We start from the raw sequence: 19665 nt of genomic DNA on the forward strand, positions 1-19665 counted from the left end.
TAAGGCCCCTGCCGAGCATGGCTCGGCACTACAGGGTGAGCCGAGAACCACGTAGCCCGGGTAAGCGCAGCGCACCCGGGGGTTTTTCGCGGAGGGCTCCCGGGTGCGCTGCGCTTACTCGGGCTACCGCGCTCCTTCAAGCCCCTGTACGGGAGAGAAGGGGGAGGGTGCGCTTGCAAGGCCTCTGCCGAGCATGGCTCGGCACTACAACCGTTGGCTGAGAGCGCTAATCTGAATGGGCTGAAGGCTAGGAGAGCCCCCGGCGAGTTGCCATCAAGACCCACTCTGGGCATAATACGCGGCTCGCTGTGTCCGGAATTCTCCGGATCGGTGGCCGGGAACACGTCATCTGGCCATCCTCGTCGGCGTAACCCTTTGATTCCCATGACGCGTGGCGGGTAACCGCCGGGGCCGCCGTCTTCCTGGCTAAGGAAGTCATCAACATTACCGAGGTGCGCAATGTCCCGCGTATGCCAAGTTTCCGGCAAGCGAGTGCAGACGGGTAACAACGTCTCGCACGCCAACAACAAGACCCGTCGTCGTTTCCAGCCGAACCTGCACGAGCGCCGTTTCTGGGTCGCCAGCGAGAACCGCTGGGTCAAGCTTCGTGTTTCCGCGCATGCACTGCGCACCATCGACAAGAACGGCATTGATTCCGTTCTGGCTGAGCTGCGTGCCCGCGGCGAAAAGGTCTGAGGAGTAAACGATCATGGCAGGTAAGCGCGATAAGGTCCGTATGATTTCCTCGGCCGGCACTGGCCACTTCTACACGACCGACAAGAACAAGAAGAACACCCCGGGGAAGATGGAATTCCTGAAGTACGATCCGGTTGTTCGCAAGCACGTGATGTACAAGGAAGGCAAGATCAAGTAATCCTCCGGGATTGTTTGTTTTGCGTTCGACACAAACCCGCCGAAAGGCGGGTTTTGTGTTTCAGCACGGTGAAAAACTTCCTGGCGTGCAAGCATGAATACATGCAACGGGAGCATCAGGGGGGTACATGTCATCGCCTACAATCGGACAGATGAGTGCAATCGATACTCCCCAAGTGTGTGAGATAGCCATCATCGGTGGCGGCGCAGCCGGCGTGCTTGCGGCGATCGGGATACTGCGCGGTGCACGCAGCCCGTTGCGGTTGCTGGTGATCGAGCCGTCGCTGCCGCTGGCGCGCGGCGTTGCCTACGCAACCACCCGCGAGGAGCACGTGCTGAACGTGCCGGCCGGCAAGATGAGCGGCTTTCCTGAACAACCGGAAGATTTCCTCGATTTCCTGAGCGGGTTGCCCGCATTTGAGGCGGTATCTCGCGAGCAGCTGGCAGCGCGTTTTGTGTCGCGTAGCTATTACGCGGCTTATCTGCGCCAGCGTCTGCAGGACGCAGTGGATGGCAGTCCGGCACAGCTGGAAATCATTGCTGCGCGCGTGCAGTCGCTGCAGCCCGGCGACGACGCGGTGCGGCTGCAGTTGGATTCCGGTCGTGCGGTGATGGCGCGGCGCGTGATCCTGGCCGTCGGCAATGCCTTGCGGCCGTTGCCGGCGCGTGGCGCCAGCAGCCTGCCTGCAGGCAAGCGCATCGAAGCCTGGGATTACCCGGCGCTGGGCGACATCCCTGCCAATGCCGACGTTGCGATCATCGGTTCGGGCCTGAGCATGGCCGATACCGTGGCCAGCCTGCAGGCCAATGGCCACCGCGGCCGCATCCACGTGATGTCGCGACATGCGCTGTTGCCGCTGCCGCACGCCAAGGGCGCGCCCGCCGATTACGACCCGGAGCCCTTGCTGGCGATGAACCTGCGCCAGCGGCTGCATGCCCTGCGCCAGCATGCAGCCGAGGCGGCAAGCCGCGATATCCCGTGGCAGAGCGTCATGGAACGGATCCGCCCGATGGTCCAGCGCCTGTGGCAGACGCTGTCATTCGATGACCAGCGCCGGTTTCTGCGGCATGTGGTGCGTTATTGGGACATCCATCGCCACCGCATCGCGGCGCCGGTATACGCGCAACTGAAGGAAGTACAGCAGCAGGGCCGGCTGCAGCTTCATCGCGGACGCTTGGAGACAGCCGTGGCCGAAGGCGCCTGCGTGTGTCTGGGCGCACAGGACCGCTGGCGTCGGCCGTTGCAGTTGGAGGTGCAGTGCGTGGTCAATGCCACCGGTGTGGAGATGCGCGCGCAGGCAATGCGTAACCCGTTGCTGCAGCAGTTGCTCGGCAGCGGCGTGGGCCGGGCCGGGCCGCATGGGATCGGTCTGGATACAGCGCCTGACGGCAGTCTGATCGATGCTGATGGCGTGGTTGAGCCGCGCGTGCAGGTAGTGGGTAGCCTGCGCATTGGCAGCCTGTGGGAAAGCCTGGCAATCCCTGATCTGCGTGCACAGGCGGCGATAGCCGCGACACAGGCGCTGCGTTAGGCAGCGCCGATGTGGTTGGGAGCATTACGCCAGCCTGGTTCAGGTGTTCTTGCCACCTGCCGGGGGTGAGCTGTTGCCATTTCCACCTGAGGAGCTGCCGTCCTTGGAAGGAGGAGGTCCGTTCATGGATCCGTCCCTCGGTTCGCGCGGCAAGCTGCTTGCTGGGGGTAGGTTTCGATTGGCCAGGGCAAGGCGGCGACCGTCCATATGTGTCCAGTACCAGTTGCCAATGGGCACCGCCTGGGTGGAAACCAGCGCGAAATGGACCGTTTTCAGGTCTTCGGATTCGCCGGGAGTGGCGACGGTCGTCATATTGGCGACGAATTGACGGCTGGCTTCGGTGTTGCCCGGGGCCAGAGTATTGGCAGGGCCTGCAAACAATTCGGTGATATTCGCCCGCAGCAGGCGGTTGATCCGGGGCGGCAGCCGCGTGGCGGGGTTGACGTCGGTCACCCGGCCCTGGGCATTGAGTTTCACCAATACAGGCAGCACCCGTTGTTGCGGCTCCTGCACTGGGGCGGGGTCGGCGGCATGCGCCACACTCACCAACATCGCAAGCGCCATGCCCGTCAGAACCGCACTGTTGTTCCTTGCCATTTCACACTCCTCGGATTGAGAACTGCGTAATTTCTTGTAAAACAGTAATTCTGGTGACGTTTGAGGATCGCGCTAGCCTGCCCGGCTGTCAAATCCAAGGCGCGGCTGTGGCTTGCCTTGATTCTGAGTGTTGCGTGTTTCACGGCAGCGCTGCTGCGGAAGCGTTGGCCCGCATCCCGTAAAATGCCGGCATGGATGTCTCCCACCTTCTCGACGGGCTGAATGCAGCCCAGCGCGAGGCCGTTTCCGCGCCTCCTGGTCATCACCTGATTCTCGCCGGCGCAGGTTCCGGCAAGACCCGCGTGCTTACCCATCGCATCGCCTGGCTCAATGAAGTCTGCGGCGTGCCCACCCATGGCATTTTTGCTGTGACCTTCACTAACAAGGCGGCCGGCGAAATGCGCCACCGCATCGACGCGCAGCTGGCCAACGGCAGCCGTGGCATGTGGATCGGCACTTTTCATGGCCTGGCCCACCGCCTGCTGCGCCTGCACTGGGCCGATGCCAAGCTGCCCGAGGCGTTCCAGGTGATGGACTCGGATGACCAGCTGCGGCTGGTCAAGCGCGTGGTGCAGCAGTTGGAACTGGATGACGGCAAGTATCCGCCCAAGCAGGTGATGTGGTGGATCAACACGCAGAAGGATGAGGGGCGTCGCCCGCAGCACATCCAGCCCGAGCCGCATGACCAGTGGGGCGAAACCCTGCGCCAGGCCTATGCGGCCTACCAGGAGCGTTGCGACCGTGCCGGTCTGGTCGACTTCGCCGAGCTGCTGCTGCGCGCGCATGAGCTGCTGCGCGACAACCCGGCATTGCTGGCGCATTACCGTGCCCGTTTCCGCGAGATCCTGGTCGACGAGTTCCAGGACACCAACGCCATCCAGTACGCCTTCGTGCGTGTGCTGGCCGGTGACAGCGCACACGTGTTCGTGGTCGGTGACGATGACCAGGCCATCTATGGCTGGCGCGGTGCCAAGGTCGAAAACGTGCAGCGCTTCCTCAAGGATTTCCCGGGCGCGCAGACCATCCGTCTGGAACAGAACTACCGTTCCAGCGCCAATATTCTTGGCGCTGCCAATGCGGTGATCGCACACAACCCGGACCGTATCGGCAAGGAGCTGTGGACCGACAGTGGTGATGGCGACCCGATCGATCTGTTCGCCGCCTACAACGAAATGGACGAGGCGCGGTACCTGGTCGAGCGTGCACGCCAGTGGGTGCGTGATGGCGGCAGCTATGGCGACATCGCCGTGCTTTACCGCAGCAATGCACAGTCACGCGCCTTTGAAGAAGCGCTGCTCAGCGAGCAGGTGCCGTACCGCGTCTACGGCGGCATGCGCTTCTTCGAGCGTGCTGAAATCAAGGACGCGTTGGCTTACCTGCGTTTGATGACCAACCGCAATGACGACGCTGCGTTCGAGCGCGCGGTGAATACGCCGACGCGCGGCATCGGTGAGCGCACGCTGGACGAAGTGCGGCGTATCGCCCGGCAACAGTCCTTGTCGCTGTGGGAGGCGGCCATGCTGGCCACGCAGGGGAATGACCTTACCTCGCGCGCCAAGAACGCACTGGCTGGCTTCCTGAACCTGGTCCAGCAGATCACCGTGGAAACCGCGGAGATGGATCTGGCCGAGCGCATTGAACACGTGCTGTCACGCTCGGCGTTGCGTGAGCACTGGAGCAAGGAAAGCCGCAACGCACTGGATTCGGAATCGCGCACCGACAACCTTGACGAGCTGATCTCGGTGGCCTCGCGCTTCGTGCGTCGCGAAGACGATATCGAAGAAGGCGCCGAGGACATGAGCGAGCTGGTCGCCTTCCTGTCCTATGCCTCGCTGGAAGCGGGTGAAGGCCAGGCGCAGGCTGGCGAGGAAGGCGTGCAGCTGATGACCTTGCACTCGGCCAAGGGCCTGGAATTTCCATTGGTGTTCCTGGCTGGCATGGAAGAGGGACTGTTTCCGAGTGCACGGTCGCTGGAAGAAAGCGGGCGGCTGGAAGAAGAGCGCCGCTTGGCCTACGTCGGCATCACCCGCGCGCGGCAGAAGCTGGTGCTGGGTTACGCCGAATCGCGCCGCATCCATGGCCAGGACAACTACAGCCTGCCGTCGCGCTTCCTGCGCGAGATCCCGCGCGAGCTGCTCAATGAAGTGCGCCCCAAGGTGCAGGTCTCGCGCCCCGCCTCGCTCGGTGCCAACCGGGTGATGGGCGGCCACGCCAATATCGAGGCGCCACCGATCAAGCTCGGTGCGCTGGTCAATCACCCGAAGTTCGGCGAAGGCATGGTCACCGACTACGAAGGCAACGGCCAGCACGCGCGCGTGCAGGTCGAGTTCGCCGACGCCGGCAGCAAGTGGCTGGTGATGGCGTATGCGAATCTGACGGTGATTTGATGTAGCCCGGGTAGGCGCAGAGTGATCGGAGCACCGGCTTGTGCGCGAAGAGCTGCCGAGCATGGCTCGGCACTACAGGTGGAGCGGATTTGTAGCCCGGGTAAGCGCAGCGCACCCGGGGAGCGAGGCGCGTTGGATTCCGCGAGTTTTCAACCAGCGGCGTGCTGGCGCAGCTGTTCCCAGTCCAGATCGAACTTGGCCAGGTATTTGCGCAGGCGGTCGGCATCGTTGGTGCTGGCGCGTTGGGTGCGGGACACCGCGAACAGTTCGCGGCCGGCGGCAGACAGGGTTTTTGAGCGCAGGCAGACGCGTACTACTTCTTCCAGCTGCACGCGGTCGAAGCGATCCAGCTGGTTTGCCGCGTCCCCCATCAGGGCCTGTAGTGGCGATGCATCTTCGCCGCCATGCCACTGCGCACGCAGGCGGCCGATTTCCTCATCCACGCCATCGGTCTGGATGCGTCCTGCATTGGCCAGTGTGGCCATGCGGATCACGCTGGCACCGAGGTCGCGGAAGTTGCCGCGCCAGGCGGCATCGGCGCTGCTGGCAAAACGGAGGTAGCGTTCGCGTGCCTCGGCATTGAAGCGCACACGCTCATGCTGCTCGCGTGACCAGCGCTCCAGTTCAAATTCCAGGTTGGGCTCGATGTCCTCGCTGCGTTGCGCCAGGCTGGGCAACTGGTAGGTCCACAGGTTCAGGCGCGCCAGCAGATCCTCGCGGAAGCGGCCGAGCCGCACGTCGTGCTGCAGGTCGCGGTTGGTGCCGGCGATCAGCTGGAAATCGCTCTCCACCTCGCGGTCGCTGCCCACCGGCAGGAAGCGCTTTTCTTCCAACGCGCGCAGCAGCATGGCCTGTTCGTCAGCGCCCAGCTCGCCTATCTCATCCAGGAACAGCAGGCCCTGATGGGCCGAGCGCAGCAGACCGGCACGGTCGCTGCTGGCGCCGGTGTAGGCGCCCTTGGTGTGGCCGAACAAGGTGCTCATCGCGCCGTCGCCGCGCAGCGTGGCGCAGTTCACTTCGACGAAGCGGCCGGGCAGCTGGTGCTTGAGCTTCTTCAGCTCGAACACGCGCTTGGCTAGCTGGCTCTTGCCGGCACCGGTGGGTCCGGTCAGCAACATCGGTGCACGCGAGCGCGTGGCCACTTTTTCGATCTGCTCGATCATCCGGTTGAAGGTGGGGTTGCGGGTGGCGATGCCGCTCTTGAGCAGGTCGCGGTCCTGTAGCTGCTGCTGGGCGAAGCGCTGGGCGATGTGGTCGTAGCGTGACAGGTCCAGGTCGATTACTGCGTAACTGCCGGGGTCGCCATTGCCTTGTTTGCGCGGCGGCGAGGTCTGCAGCAGGCGGCCGGGGAAGTGCCGGCTCTCGGTCAACAGGAACCAGCAGATCTGAGTGACGTGGGTGCCGGTGGTGATGTGGACGTAGTAGTCCTCCTCGTCCGGCTGGAACGGATAGGCCGCCAGGAAGTCATGCAGGCGCGCGTACACACCCTCGAATTCCCAGGGATCGATCAGGTAGGTGTCGTGCAGGCGCAGCTCGGTGCTGGGTGATACCAGCGCCAGGTCCTCCTGCACCAGTTTGGCCAGCCGGCTGAAGCGGCGCTGGTCAAGCATCAGCTCGATGCGGTCGGGCTGGAAGTCCTCGTGCATGCCCAGGGTGACCGTGGGCCGCCATTTCTCCCAGCGGCCGGGGCCGCTACCCGAATCCAACTGGGTGCCGAGCATGCCGAAGATCACCTGACGCTTGGACATATCCATTCCTATAGATAACGCGCTAGAACTATACGAAAGATCAAGGAGATTGAACTTGGTGGAGCGGTAATTCTGTTGATATCACTATTTAAATCAACAGGTTGGCGCTCCATGCAAAAACTTGGCACGGCGATTGCGATGTATAGGGCCAGCACAGACGCGGGCTTTTCCCGCCGAGGAGTACGAAATGGCCAACGCAAACCTGTTCGCATCCTTCCGTGGCGCCCTGCTGCCGAAGGCCACGGTCCGCAATGAAGCCGGTGGATCGGCCTATGCCCGTGATCCGCGTGCGGCGTTGGCCCTGTTTGCGGCCACCGGTTGCTTGAACAACACCTTCTACGCCAGCGCCGATGCGCAGTTGGAGCAGATGCAGGCGCTGTGCAGTGAGGTCGATGCCGGCTTCATTGCCCGCACCGCGGCCTATGCCCACGGCGTGGCGCATATGAAGGACATGCCGGCGTTGCTGTTGGCGATGCTCAGCGTGCGCGATGGCGAGGCCTTTGCCGCCGCCTTCCCGCATGTGATCGACAACGGCCGCATGCTGCGTACCTTTGTGCAGGTCATGCGCAGTGGCCGGATCGGTCGCCGCTCGCTGGGCTCGCTGCCGAAGCGTCTGCTGCGGCAGTGGCTGCAGCAAGCTTCGCCGAAGGCGATCATCCGCGCGGCGATCGGCAACCAACCGTCGCTGGCCGATGTGATCCGCATGGTCCACCCCAAGCCGCAGGATGCCGCGCGTGAAGCGCTGTATGCCTGGGTGATCGGGCGGCCGTACGACGAGGCGCTGTTGCCAGCGGAACTGCGTGCCTATGAGGCATTCAAGCGTGATCCGCGCGGCATGCTGCCGGACCTGCCGTTCCAGTACTACAGCGCGCTGGCCTTGGATGCGGCGCAGTGGTCGGTGCTGGCACGCAACTCGTCCTGGCAGCAGCTACGGATGAACTTGAACACCTTTGCCCGTCACGGTGTGTTCGAGGACGCGGCGATGGTGGCCGAGGTTGCCGCCAAGCTGCGTGACCCGCAGCAGATCGCCCGTTCGCGGGTAATGCCGTACCAGCTGCTGATGGCCTACCACGCCGGTGCCGCCTTGCCGCGTCCGATCCTGGATGCGCTGCAGGACGCAATGGAAGTGGCGACCGCCTCGGTGCCGGCATTGCAGGGCAACGTGGTGGTGGCGGTGGACGTCTCCGGTTCGATGCAGTGGCCGGTGACCGGCTATCGCCAGGGCGCAAGCTCGGCGGCGCGTTGCGTGGATGTGGCGGCCTTGATCGCGGCCTGTGTGTTGCGCGGTCATCCGCAGGCGCAGGTGCTGCCGTTCGATACCGAGGTGCGTCCGCAGCAGCTGAACCCGCGCGACAGCGTGATGACGCTGGCACGGCAGTTGGCGATCAATGGTGGCGGTACGTCGGTTAGCGCGCCGTTGGCTTACTTGAACCGCAAGCGCGCCCAGGTGGATCTGCTGGTACTGGTGTCGGACAACGAAAGCTGGCGTGACACCCGTGGCAACCGGGAGACCGCAACCATGCGTGAGTGGGCGGCGCTGAAGGCGCGTTGCCCGCAGGCGCAGCTGGTTTGCATCGACCTGCAGCCGGTGGCCACCAGCCAGACGGTCGAGCGCGAGGACGTGCTGCATATCGGCGGCTTCAGCGATGCGGTGTTCGAGTTGCTGGCCAATGCCAGCCTGCCGCCGGCACAGCGCCCGCGCTGGGTGGAGCGGATCGCGGCGATGGATTTGTAAGGGCGGTACGGATATCGCCGATGTGATGCCCGGCCGGCAATGGGGCCGGCCGGGCCTGGAGACTATTTCATGGGAGAAGGCGGATGCCGGGCTGACTACATTGGTTGTTCATTCCGGTTCGAATCCGGAAAGTCAGTTCACACCTTGCCGTCTGCTCCCACCTTTCAATGTCGGTTTGTACGAATGCCGATGGAACTACAGCCTTTCACGCTCCAGGTCGCGGGTTCGATTCCCGCCCGATGCCGCAATGCATCGGTAGCTCAGTGGATAGAGCAGGATCGCCGCCTTGCCCTCGTGGTACGGCGGTGAAACGTTCCCTCATTCTTGTCGTACAAGCCGGCACCCTATTCGTATTACTTCATGCTTCGGCATGACGGTTTCAATGTCGGCATGTACGAATGCCGAAGGAACTACAGCCTCTTAAGCTCCGGGTCGCGGGTTCGAATCCCGCCCGCTGTGGAAACGCAGCGGTAGCTCAGTCTGGTTAGAGCAGGATGTTCCTTCAATCTTCGTCGTGCAGGCCGGCACCTTTTGCAGATGTTTCATGCGGTGAATGCAGGTGGAACTACATTGGAAGCCCTTCGGGGTCGGGTTCAAGTCCCGGCTGCTTTATCAGGTTCCGATCTGGTTCTGCGGACAGTTCCACCCCCCTTTGTCACCGCACCTTTAGATTTGAAGATGACAGGAAAGCCATCAATGAACGACACCAATTACAACGTGATCCAGGAGCCGGGTGCGGCACCGATCAAGCTGTGGACGCGCGGCGTGCCGCTGGAAGACGAAGCCCGTGAGCAGCTGAAGAACATCGCGCGCCTGCCTTTCATCCATCAATGGGTAGCGGTGATGCCCGACGTGCATCTGGGCAAGGGCGCAACCGTGGGTTCGGTGGTGCCGACCATCGGCGCCATCATCCCGGCGGCGGTGGGCGTGGATATCGGCTGCGGCATGATCGCCACCCGTACCACGCTGACTGCCAGCGACCTGCCGGACAATCTGTCGGCCCTGCGCAGCGCGATTGAACGCGCAGTGCCGCATGGCCGCAGCGTGACCCGTGGTGGCCGCGACAAGGGCAGCTGGGACACCGCGCCGGAGCTGGCGGTGGAAGGCTGGTCGCAGCTTGCTGCCGACTTCGCGCTGATCTGCGAGCGTCACCCCAAGCTGAAGAACACCAACAACCTCAAGCACCTGGGAACGCTGGGCACCGGCAATCACTTCGTCGAGGTGTGCCTGGATGAAGAGCAGCGCGTGTGGTTCATGCTGCACTCCGGCTCGCGCGGTGTTGGCAATGCCATCGGCACCTACTTCATCGAGCTAGCCAAGCAGGAAATGCGTCGCTGGATGATCAACCTGCCGGACCAGGACCTTGCCTACCTGCCGGAAGGCAGCGCGCATTACGGCGACTATGTGTTCGCGGTGGACTGGGCGCAGCGTTTTGCCCGCATCAACCGCGAGGTGATGATGCGCAACGTGATTGCGGCCGCGCGGACGGTGATCAGCAAGCCGTTCGAGGCCCAGGCCGAGGCGGTCAACTGCCACCACAACTACGTCAACCGCGAGCACCACTTCGGCAAGGATGTGCTGGTTACCCGCAAGGGCGCGGTGAGTGCGCGCAAGGGTGAGATGGGCATCATCCCGGGCAGCATGGGCGCCAAGAGCTTCATCGTGCGTGGGCTGGGCAACGAGGACAGCTTCCACAGCTGCAGCCACGGCGCCGGCCGCGTGATGAGCCGCACCAAGGCGCGCAAGCTGATCAGCGTGGACGACCACATCAAGGCCACCGCGCACGTGGAGTGCCGCAAGGACGCCGAGGTGGTGGATGAGTCACCGGCCGCCTACAAGCCGATCGAGGCAGTGATGGAGGCGCAGCGCGATCTGGTTGAGATCATGCATACCCTGCGTCAGGTGGTATGTGTGAAAGGATAAGCAAAGAGCGCCCCGCTGCGGTGGGGCGCCAAAGGAAGGCAAGACAATGGAGATGATTGAAATCGATGGAAGCCAGGGCGGCGGGCAACTGCTGCGTTCGGCCTTGAGCTTGAGCCTGTGCACCGGCATTGGCTTTGCGATGCAGGACATCCGCGCCAGGCGCCCGCGTCCGGGGCTGATGCGTCACCACCTGACCGCGGTCAACGCGGCGGCCCGCATCAGCGGTGCGCAGGTGGAAGGCGCTGCGCTGGGTGCGACCACCCTGCGGTTCGCGCCCGGCCCGGTGCAGGCCGGTGACTACCAGTTCGCCATCGGCAGTGCCGGTTCGGCGACGCTGGTGTTGCAGACGCTGTTGCCGGCCTTGTGGCAGGCCGCTGCGCCGTCGCGGGTGCGGCTGGAGGGCGGCACGCACAATCCGATGGCGCCCAGTGCCGACTTCATCAGCAGCTGCTATCTGCCGGCCTTGGCACGGATGGGCGTGCAGGCCGAACTGCAGCTGCATGCGCCGGGCTTCCATCCAGCCGGTGGCGGCGTGCTGGAGGCGACGGTGCAGGCCTGCCCGCAGCTGCAAGCGCAGGCGTTCAGCGTGCGCGGGCCTTTGCAGGCGCTGGACGCACAGGCGCTGGTGTCGGGCCTGCCCGCCGCCATCGGCCAGCGCGAACTCGACGCGCTGGCACAGCGGTTCGGGGTGGATGCGCATCCACGCCATGTGCGGGTGGTACGGCCGGCGCTGGGTCCGGGCAACGTCGTCTCGATGACGGTGCGGCATGACCAGCATGTCGAGCATTTCGACAGTCATGGTGAGCGCGGGCTGGCTGCCGAGGACGTGGCGGGCCGGCTGGCTGCGACCGTCCAGGCTTACCTGGATGGCGGCGCCTGCGTGAGCGAGCACCTGTCCGACCAGTTGCTGCTGCCGATGGCCCTGGCTGGCGGTGGCAGCTTCACCACGGCGGTTATCAGCGACCACCTGCGCAGCAATGCGCGGCTGATCGAGAAGTTCCTGCCGGTGGAGTTCGACTGGCAGCAGCGTGGACCACACTGGGAGGTATGGATCAGCCGTTGATCGGCCCGGTTTGATCTTGCGCAAGGCATGGGGGCACCATCGGGTGTGCAATGGTGTCCCCACCACCTTCCAAGGAGAACTGCCATGTACAAGCGCATCCTGATCGCCACCGATGGTTCCGAGCTTTCCGCCAAGGGGTTGGCCAAGGGGTTGGAACTGGCTGCTCAGCTGGGCGCCCACGCCGACATCGTCACTGTTTCCGAGCCGTGGGCAGTAGGCATGTACGACGCCATGGGCTGGAGTGCCGGCTATGAAGCCAGCCCGGAGTACAAGAAAGACCGCGAGGAAGCCGCGCAGAAGATCCTGCGGCCGGCGCTGGAAGCGGCACACGCGGCCAACGTCGCCGATGTGCAGGCCCACCATGTGCTCGACCGCTATGCGGCCGACGGCATCATCGACACCGCCAATGCCTGCAGCAGCGACCTGCTGGTGATGACCTCGCATGGCCGCCGCGGCATGACCCGCGTACTGCTGGGCAGCCAGACCGCCGAAGTACTGGCCCGCAGCACGGTACCGGTGCTGGTGATCCGCTGACGCGTTGAGCCCCCTCCCTTTCGCGCAGCGAAGGGGAGGGTTGGGGAGGGGTGCTTCTTGCTTGGCCCCCCCCAAGAAACAAGAAGCCAAAATCAACAAAGCCCTCAAACGAGGGCTTTTCCTTCCCGGGTGAAAAGGCCAGCCGGCCTTCAGGCTTGGCTGCCAGAAGCACCCCTCCCCAACCCTCCCCTCCGTGCTACGCACGCAAGGGAGGGGGCAAGATCACCAGCTATACAGCTTCCAGTACACCGGCTTGGTGCCGTCCTTGTCGCTGTCCATGCGGCCGTCGCCATCGCGGTCGTACATGTAGAACGGTGCACCGCGCGAGGGGGTCACCTTGACCATGCGCAGGGTGCCGCCGACGCGGTACTCCTCGATGGTGTCACCGTTGTCCATCGCCTTGCGCGTGATATCCGCACCTTTGACGTCGACCGGTGGCGAGCCGTCGCCGAGCGTGGCGCAGCCGGCCAGGGCCAGCAGGGGGATCAGCAGCAAGGATTTCATGGTGGCGCTTCCTTCGGTGGGAATGGTCCGATTATGCCTGTCTACGTGCAGCAACGGCCCGCCGCGTAGAATCAGCGCATGAGCAGATTAGTCCTGATAGACGGGTCCAGTTACCTGTACCGTGCGTTCCACGCGCTCCCGCCACTGACCAACGCCAATGGCGAGCCCACCGGCGCGCTGTTTGGCGTGGTCAACATGCTGCGTTCCACGTTGAAGGAAAAGCCCGAATACGTCGCCTTCGTGGTCGATGCGCCGGGCAAGACCTTCCGCGACGACATGTACGCCGAGTACAAGGCCAACCGTCCGCCGATGCCCGACGACCTGCGCTCGCAGGTGCAGCCGATGTGCGACATCGTGCAGGCGCTGGGCATCGACATCCTGCGCGTGGACGGGGTGGAAGCCGATGACGTGATCGGCACGCTGGCGCTGGCCGGCGCTGCCGACGGACTGGAGGTGACCATTTCCACCGGCGACAAGGATTTCGCCCAGCTGGTGCGCCCGGGCGTGGCGCTGGTCAATACCATGACCGGCAGCCGTACCGATTCGGACGCGGCGGTGATGGACAAGTTCGGCGTGCACGCCGAGCAGATCGTCGACTACCTCGCGCTGATGGGCGACACCGTCGACAACGTGCCGGGCGTGGAAAAGTGCGGGCCCAAGACCGCTGCCAAGTGGCTGGCCGAGTACAAGGATCTGGACGGCGTGATCGCCGCGGCGCCGACCATGAAGGGCAAGATCGGCGAGAACCTGCGCGCTGCGCTGCCGCGGCTGCCGTTGAACCGTGACCTGGTCACCATCCGCACCGACGTGCCGTTGGATCAGGGGCCGCGTGACCTGCAGTTGCGTGAGCAGCACGTTGAATCGCTGCGTGGCCTGTATGCCCGTTACGGCTTCACCCAGGCCCTGCGTGAGCTGGGTGGCGTGGCCGCACCGGAGGCCGCTGGCGACGCCAAGCCCAGTCTGCGCGGCACCGCCGCCGGCTATGCCAAGGCCGCCGACAGCGAGCCGGTTGTTGGCCTGGACCCGGCCATGGCGGTGAAGGGTGAATACGAAACGGTATTCACCACCGAACAATTGCAGGCCTGGGTGCAGCGCCTGCAGGCCGCCGACGAGTTCGCCTTCGATACCGAAACCGATGCGCTGGATGCGATGCGCGCCAACCTGGTCGGCATCAGCCTGGCGGTGGAGCCGGGCAAGGGCGCCTACATCCCGGTCGGCCATATCTATCCGGGTGCGCCAGCCCAGCTGCCGATGCAGCAGGTGCTGGATGCACTGCGTCCGCTGTTGCAGGACGCCAGCAAGAAGAAGCTCGGCCAACACGGCAAGTACGATATCCATGTGCTGCGCCGCCACGGCGTCGATGTGCAGGGCTATGCCGACGACACCATGCTGGAAAGCTTCGTGCTCAATTCCACCGCCACCCGCCATGACATGGACTCGCTGGCGCAGCGCTACCTCGGCTACACCACCACCAAGTTCGAGGACGTGGCGGGCAAGGGGGCAAAGCAGATCTCCTTCGCCCAGGTCGGCATCGACGAAGCCGGCGCCTATGCGGCCGAGGATGCAGATATCACCCTGCGCCTGCACCGCGTGCTGGGCCCGCAGCTGGCCGCCGTGCCGTCGCTGGAAAGCGTCTACCGCGATATCGAGATGCCGTTGGTGCCGGTGCTGGCACGCATCGAGGCCAATGGCGTCAGCATCGACATGGCCGAATTGAAGCGTCAGAGCAGCGACTTGTCAGCACGCATGCTGGCTGCGCAGCAGAAGGCCACCGAGCTGGCCGGCCATACCTTCAACCTGGACTCACCCAAGCAGCTGCAGGCGGTGTTGTTCGACGAGATGGGTTTGCCGGCACTGGTGAAAACCCCCAAGGGCCAGCCCAGCACCAACGAAGAAGCGCTGGAGGCGATTGCCGAGCAGCATGAGCTGCCGCGGGTAATCCTGGAATACCGCGGCCTGGCCAAGCTGCGCAGCACCTATACCGACAAGCTGCCGGAAATGGTCAACCCCGATACCGGCCGCGTGCACACCAGCTACCACCAGTCGGGTGCGGCAACCGGGCGGCTGTCATCGTCCGATCCGAACCTGCAGAACATCCCGGTGCGTACCGACGACGGCCGCCGTATCCGCAAAGCCTTTGTCGCGCCGCCGGGGCGCAAGCTGATGGCCTGCGATTACTCGCAGATCGAGCTGCGCATCATGGCGCACCTGTCCGAGGACCCGGGCCTGGTGCGTGCGTTCGAACAGGGCGCCGACGTGCACCGTGCCACCGCCGCCGAAGTGTTTGGGCGCGCGCTGGAGGACGTGACGCCGAACGAGCGCCGCGCCGCCAAGGCGATCAACTTCGGTTTGATGTACGGCATGAGCGCATTCGGCCTGGCCAAAAACCTGGGTATTGATCGCGGCCAGGCACAGGATTATGTGGCGCTGTATTTCAGCCGTTATCCGGCGGTGCGTGACTTCATGGAAAGGATGCGCGTTCAGGCGCGCGAGCAGGGGTATGTGGAAACCCTGTTTGGGCGCCGGCTATATTTGAACGACATCCACGCCCGTAACCAGGGTTTGCGCGCGGGTGCCGAGCGTGCGGCCATCAATGCACCGATGCAGGGCACTGCGGCAGACATCATCAAGCGCGCGATGGTGAGCGTGGATGGGTGGCTGCAGGGTTACAGCGACCAGGCCAAGATGATTTTGCAGGTGCACGATGAACTGGTGTTCGAAGCCGACGCCGCATTCATCGATACCTTGCGTGCTGAAGTCGAGTCGCGGATGTCGGCAGCTGCGAGCCTGCGTGTACCCCTCGTAGTTGATACTGGTATCGGGGAAAACTGGGACGAGGCACACTAATTTTCTGGTTTTTTAACCAGAATATGCGTGTTCATGAAACGATGCGTCGCAGCGCATCGTATTCAACTAAATGCCTTGTGTTTCAGTGGATGAATCACTCCTTAATCTTTTTGCATGCAAGACGAATTCTTCACGATTCATCAAGGTTGAAGGTGCTGTTATAGGTCCCGACAGACGCAACGTCTGTCATGGATCTCTCCCATCCCCTGGAGCAGATCTCGGAGCGGGGATTCCTCCCCAAATGCCCGCTCCCCGGCCCCGTCGACCCCCCCCTGGTCGGCGGGGCTTCTTTTTGTCTGTACATAAAACATCCACGCGGATGGTGCGTCCTTCCCTCGCACGGCCTTGATGGCGTTTGATCGAGCATCAAACGGATGGGTCATGGCTCAACCGGGAGACGCAGATGCAGGACCTTTTCGCACTGGCCATGCCGTGGTGGGAATTCATGCTGCGCGCGGTGGTGGTTTATGTCGTGGTGCTGGTGATGGTGCGGGTGGCAGGCAAGCGTGCGCTGGGCCAATTCACCGCGTTCGATATGTTGTTGCTGGTGTTGCTGGGCAACGCAGTGCAGAACGCCTTGCTGGGCAAGGACACGTCCTTGGGGGGTGGCTTGCTGCTCGCAGCCACACTGATCGCACTGAATTATTTTGTCGGCTGGATCACCACCCGCAGTCCGAAGCTGGAGCGGGTGATCGAGGGCGAGCCGGTGGTGCTGGCGCGGCACGGCCATGTGTTGCAGCAGGTGCTGCGTCGCGAGCTGGTCAGCAAGGCGGACTTCAACAAGGCGATGCGCGATGCAGGGTGTGCCCAGGTGGATGAAGTCGACCTGGCCCTGCTGGAGACGGATGGCCACATCACCATCATCCTCAAGTCAGACAAACGCACGTAGTGCCGAGCCATGCTCGGCAGGGGCGTTACCTGCAATCCGTCAAACGCCATGCCGAGCATGGCTCGGCACTACCGTGAGCGGCACACGCATCCTCAGCCCAACCAATCCCTGGGCACCAGGTACTCGGCCAAGCGCGCTTCGTCGCTGCCGGTATCGGGCTGGTAGCCGTACTCCCAACGTACGCGTGGCGGCAGGCTCATCAGGATGCTTTCGCTGCGCCCGCCGCTCTGCAGGCCGAACAGGGTGCCACGGTCGTACACCAGGTTGAACTCGACGTAGCGGCCGCGCCGGTAGAGCTGGAACTCACGCTCGCGTTCGCCATAGGGTGTGTCCCTGCGCCGTTCGACGATGGGCAGGTAGGCATCGAGGAAACCATCGCCTACCGCCTGCAGGTAGGCGAAGTCGGTGTCGAAGCCATGATGCAGGTCGTCGAAGAACAAACCACCCACGCCGCGCGTTTCGTTGCGGTGCTTGATGAAGAAGTATTCATCGCACCAGCGCTTATGCGCGGGGTAGCGTTCTTCGCCGAACGGTGCGCACAGATCGCGGGCAACGGTGTGCCAGTGCTGCACGTCTTCGTCGAAGGGGTAGAACGGCGTCAGGTCGAAGCCACCACCAAACCACGCCGCCACCTTGCGGCCGTTCAACTCGGCCTGGAAGTAACGCACGTTGGCATGCGTGGTGGGCAGATAGGGGTTGAGCGGGTGGAAGACCAACGACACACCGCAGGCGCGCCAGGACGCGCCCGTCAGCTCCGGGCGGTTTGCCGATGCCGAGGGCGGCAGGCGGGTGCCGGCGACATCGGAAAAGCCAATGCCGGCCTGCTCGAATACCGCGCCATCGCGCAGGATGCGGGTGCGGCCTCCGCCGCCTTCGGCACGCTGCCAGCAGTCTTCCTGGAAATGGGCCTGGCCGTCAGCCTGCTCGATGGCGGTGCAGATGCGATCCTGCAGGCCGGTGAGGTAATCGCGTACGCGCTCGAATTCGTTCATGGGCTTACTGTAGCGCAGCCCCCGCTTGTGGGCCCGCGATCCGCCAGACCTGGATGCATCTCAGCGGAAAAGCTTGCGTACCTGGGGCCTATACAGCTTGATGATCAACCAGCCGTGCAGCGCCGCCATTACCAGCGAGGAGCCGACGGTCAGCAGCAGCATGCTCCAGCGGCTGACCAGCAGCTGCACCCGTAGATCACGGCCTTCTTCCGACTGCAGTACCTCGGCAGGAATAACGGTCTGCAGGCCAAGCATGACGGCATCGACCAGCGGGATCAGGGCGAAGTTGGCAACGGCGATCAGTACCAGGAAGGCGACAAAGCCCGTGCGGCCCCACTCGCGGTGCTTGAGCAGTCCCCAGGAGACCGCAAACAGGCCGATCGACAGCATCAGCATCAACAGGCTGAGCGCGCCGGCGTGACGGCTGAGCCAGAAGAACACGGCGGGCACCGCCAGGCCTTCGCCCTGCATCCAGCCGACGATATCCAATTGCCCCAGTACCACCACGACCAGCCACTGGCACAGACACCAGAGGATGGCCAGCACCGCCATCAGCAGTGACAGCTTGGCGGTGGTATCGATGAAGCGGGTGGCGTTGTCGGGTTGGATCCGGGGAGCAATGTCGGGTGGCGTCACGGCAGGAGTGGGTCCAGTGATGGCGAACTATCGCCGGGTTCAATGTGCTTGCCCAGCATCCTGCATCACGGCGAGTACTGCAGGAAGGATGTGCTGCGCGCTGAGCGGCGCCAACTTCACACCGTGGGGTGCCTGCAGCGGGATCCAGGCCAGCTCGGCGATCTCCGCCTGTACTGCGGGGACGCCGCTGCTGATGCGCACCAGGAAGGCCTCGCCCTGTACGCGGTGGCCGGGCTCGTTGACTGCATTGTTCTCGAAAATTCCCAGGGCGACGGCACTGTCGGTGTCCACGCCGATGTCCAACTCCTCGCGCAACTCGCGTGCCAGTGTCTGCAGGGCATGTTCGCCGGGCTCGCGCTTGCCGCCAGGCTGGATGAAGGTGTCCGAGCCGTGTTTGCGTACCACCAGCACGCGTTGCTGTGGATCGAGAATGACGGCGGTGACGATGCGGATGGTGGGTGCGGTGGGGGACATGCGCTTCCTGCGGGTAGGGCTCCGTGCTGGGAATGGTACTGGAGGCTTGGGTGGTGTTGGGGTGTAAGCAGGAGCTAAGGGGAAGATCAAGATCAAGAGCACCCCTCCCCAACCCTCCCCTGCGCTACGCGCAAGGGAGGGGGAAAAGCCGCTCCCTTCCTTTGCCGCAGCCAAGGGGAGGGGGCCAAGCCGAGCCCACAAACAACAAGGGCGCCTCGCGGCGCCCTTGCTGATGCTTACTTCAGTTCCTGCTCGAACAACTTCAGGATGCGCTTGTACTGGTCAAGCCAGGAATCGGCACGCGTGTAGCCGTGGCGTTCCAGCGGGTAGGGCGCGATCGACCAGTTGTCCTTGTGCAGCTCGATCAGCTTCTGGCTCATGTTGATCGAATCCTGGAAGAACACGTTGTCATCCATCATGCCGTGCGCGATCAGCAGGTTGTCCTGCAGGCCTTCTGCATATTCGATGGGCGAGGAGATGCGGTAGGCCTCCGGGTCGATGTCCGGAGTGTTGAGGATGTTGGCGGTGTAGGCGTGGTTGTACTGGTGCCAGTCACCGACCGGGCGCAGCGCGGCGCCAGCCTTGAACGTGCCCGGCGAACGGAACAACGCCATGTACGTCATGAAGCCGCCGTAGGAGCCGCCGTAGATGCCGGCCTTGCTGCGGTCGCCCTGCTTGGTCTCGACCAGCCAGTCCAGGCCGTCCAGGTAATCTTCCAGCTCCGGATGGCCCATGTTGCGGTAGATGGCGGTGCGCCAGTTGCGGCCGTAGCCTTCACTGCCGCGGTAGTCCATGTCCAGCACGATGTAACCCTTCTGCACCAGCAGGTTGTGGAACATCTGCTCGCGGAAGTAGTTGGAATAACGCGCATGCACGTTCTGCAGGTAGCCGGCGCCGTGCACGAACATGGCGATCGGGTACTGCTTGCCCG

General features: G+C 63.7%; 17 protein-coding genes. 10 read left to right on the forward strand and 7 right to left on the reverse strand.

The window, feature by feature from the left end; all coding sequences use genetic code 11:
- The first annotated feature begins 459 nt into the window (after positions 1 to 459).
- The 3 genes from rpmB (at position 460) to RT460_RS13630 (ending at position 2405) form a co-directional block, all read left to right on the forward strand.
- A complete protein-coding gene (rpmB, locus tag RT460_RS13620) occupies positions 460 to 696 on the forward strand; it encodes a 50S ribosomal protein L28 (protein ID WP_132863867.1) in 237 nt (78 codons plus the stop codon).
- 10 nt (positions 697 to 706) lie between these two features.
- Positions 707 to 874: a 50S ribosomal protein L33 gene (gene rpmG / locus RT460_RS13625; RefSeq protein WP_172675037.1), complete on the forward strand. Its 168-nt coding sequence runs from the start codon at positions 707 to 709 to the stop codon at positions 872 to 874.
- Between the two features lie 151 nt (positions 875 to 1025).
- The gene (locus RT460_RS13630) at positions 1026 to 2405 is read left to right on the forward strand and encodes an FAD/NAD(P)-binding protein (protein WP_313319463.1); all 1380 of its coding nucleotides are present in this window, start codon (positions 1026 to 1028) and stop codon (positions 2403 to 2405) included.
- 39 nt (positions 2406 to 2444) lie between these two features.
- On the opposite strand, the gene RT460_RS13635 is transcribed toward RT460_RS13630, so the two are convergent.
- Positions 2445 to 3002, reverse strand: a complete 558-nt coding sequence (locus RT460_RS13635) for a hypothetical protein (protein ID WP_313319464.1) — start codon at positions 3000 to 3002, stop codon at positions 2445 to 2447.
- 191 nt (positions 3003 to 3193) lie between these two features.
- On the opposite strand from RT460_RS13635, the gene uvrD reads away from it, so the two are divergent.
- Entirely contained in the window at positions 3194 to 5389 is a 2196-nt protein-coding gene (uvrD, locus tag RT460_RS13640; protein WP_313319465.1) for a DNA helicase II, read from the forward strand.
- A gap of 149 nt (positions 5390 to 5538) precedes the next feature.
- On the opposite strand, the gene rtcR is transcribed toward uvrD, so the two are convergent.
- Complete coding sequence (gene rtcR, locus RT460_RS13645) at positions 5539 to 7137, reverse strand: RNA repair transcriptional activator RtcR (protein WP_313319466.1); 1599 nt, start codon at positions 7135 to 7137, stop codon at positions 5539 to 5541.
- A gap of 187 nt (positions 7138 to 7324) precedes the next feature.
- On the opposite strand from rtcR, the gene RT460_RS13650 reads away from it, so the two are divergent.
- The 4 genes from RT460_RS13650 to RT460_RS13665 all read left to right on the forward strand — a co-directional run bounded on the left by RT460_RS13650 (position 7325) and on the right by RT460_RS13665 (position 12392).
- On the forward strand, positions 7325 to 8872 hold the full coding sequence (locus RT460_RS13650) for a VWA domain-containing protein (RefSeq protein ID WP_313319467.1): 1548 nt from the start codon (positions 7325 to 7327) through the stop codon (positions 8870 to 8872).
- A gap of 696 nt (positions 8873 to 9568) precedes the next feature.
- Positions 9569 to 10795 carry an RtcB family protein gene (locus RT460_RS13655; protein WP_313319468.1) on the forward strand — a complete coding sequence of 409 codons (1227 nt, stop codon included), beginning with the start codon at positions 9569 to 9571 and terminating at the stop codon, positions 10793 to 10795.
- Positions 10796 to 10841: 46 nt separating this feature from the next.
- Entirely contained in the window at positions 10842 to 11858 is a 1017-nt protein-coding gene (gene rtcA / locus RT460_RS13660; protein WP_313319469.1) for an RNA 3'-terminal phosphate cyclase, read from the forward strand.
- A gap of 84 nt (positions 11859 to 11942) precedes the next feature.
- A complete protein-coding gene (locus tag RT460_RS13665) occupies positions 11943 to 12392 on the forward strand; it encodes a universal stress protein (RefSeq protein ID WP_313319470.1) in 450 nt (149 codons plus the stop codon).
- A 222-nt stretch (positions 12393 to 12614) separates the two neighbouring features.
- On the opposite strand, the gene RT460_RS13670 is transcribed toward RT460_RS13665, so the two are convergent.
- Complete coding sequence (locus RT460_RS13670; RefSeq protein ID WP_313319471.1) at positions 12615 to 12896, reverse strand: DUF2782 domain-containing protein; 282 nt, start codon at positions 12894 to 12896, stop codon at positions 12615 to 12617.
- 78 nt (positions 12897 to 12974) lie between these two features.
- On the opposite strand from RT460_RS13670, the gene polA reads away from it, so the two are divergent.
- Together polA and RT460_RS13680 are read left to right on the forward strand one after the other, a co-directional pair.
- Positions 12975 to 15743 carry a DNA polymerase I gene (gene polA, locus RT460_RS13675; RefSeq protein ID WP_313319472.1) on the forward strand — a complete coding sequence of 923 codons (2769 nt, stop codon included), beginning with the start codon at positions 12975 to 12977 and terminating at the stop codon, positions 15741 to 15743.
- Positions 15744 to 16146: 403 nt separating this feature from the next.
- Complete coding sequence (locus tag RT460_RS13680; RefSeq protein ID WP_313319473.1) at positions 16147 to 16632, forward strand: YetF domain-containing protein; 486 nt, start codon at positions 16147 to 16149, stop codon at positions 16630 to 16632.
- Positions 16633 to 16724: 92 nt separating this feature from the next.
- On the opposite strand, the gene hemF is transcribed toward RT460_RS13680, so the two are convergent.
- The 4 genes from hemF to RT460_RS13700 form a co-directional block, all read right to left on the reverse strand.
- A complete protein-coding gene (gene hemF / locus RT460_RS13685) occupies positions 16725 to 17624 on the reverse strand; it encodes an oxygen-dependent coproporphyrinogen oxidase (protein WP_313319474.1) in 900 nt (299 codons plus the stop codon).
- 60 nt (positions 17625 to 17684) lie between these two features.
- Entirely contained in the window at positions 17685 to 18260 is a 576-nt protein-coding gene (locus RT460_RS13690) for a hypothetical protein (protein WP_313319475.1), read from the reverse strand.
- A gap of 39 nt (positions 18261 to 18299) precedes the next feature.
- Entirely contained in the window at positions 18300 to 18734 is a 435-nt protein-coding gene (locus tag RT460_RS13695; protein ID WP_313319476.1) for an NUDIX domain-containing protein, read from the reverse strand.
- Between the two features lie 236 nt (positions 18735 to 18970).
- Positions 18971 to 19665, reverse strand: a 695-nt coding sequence (locus tag RT460_RS13700; protein WP_313319477.1) for a prolyl oligopeptidase family serine peptidase, incomplete at its 5' end; no start/stop codon positions are given.

This window comes from Stenotrophomonas sp. (assembly GCF_032061965.1).
Lineage (GTDB): Bacteria > Pseudomonadota > Gammaproteobacteria > Xanthomonadales > Xanthomonadaceae > Stenotrophomonas.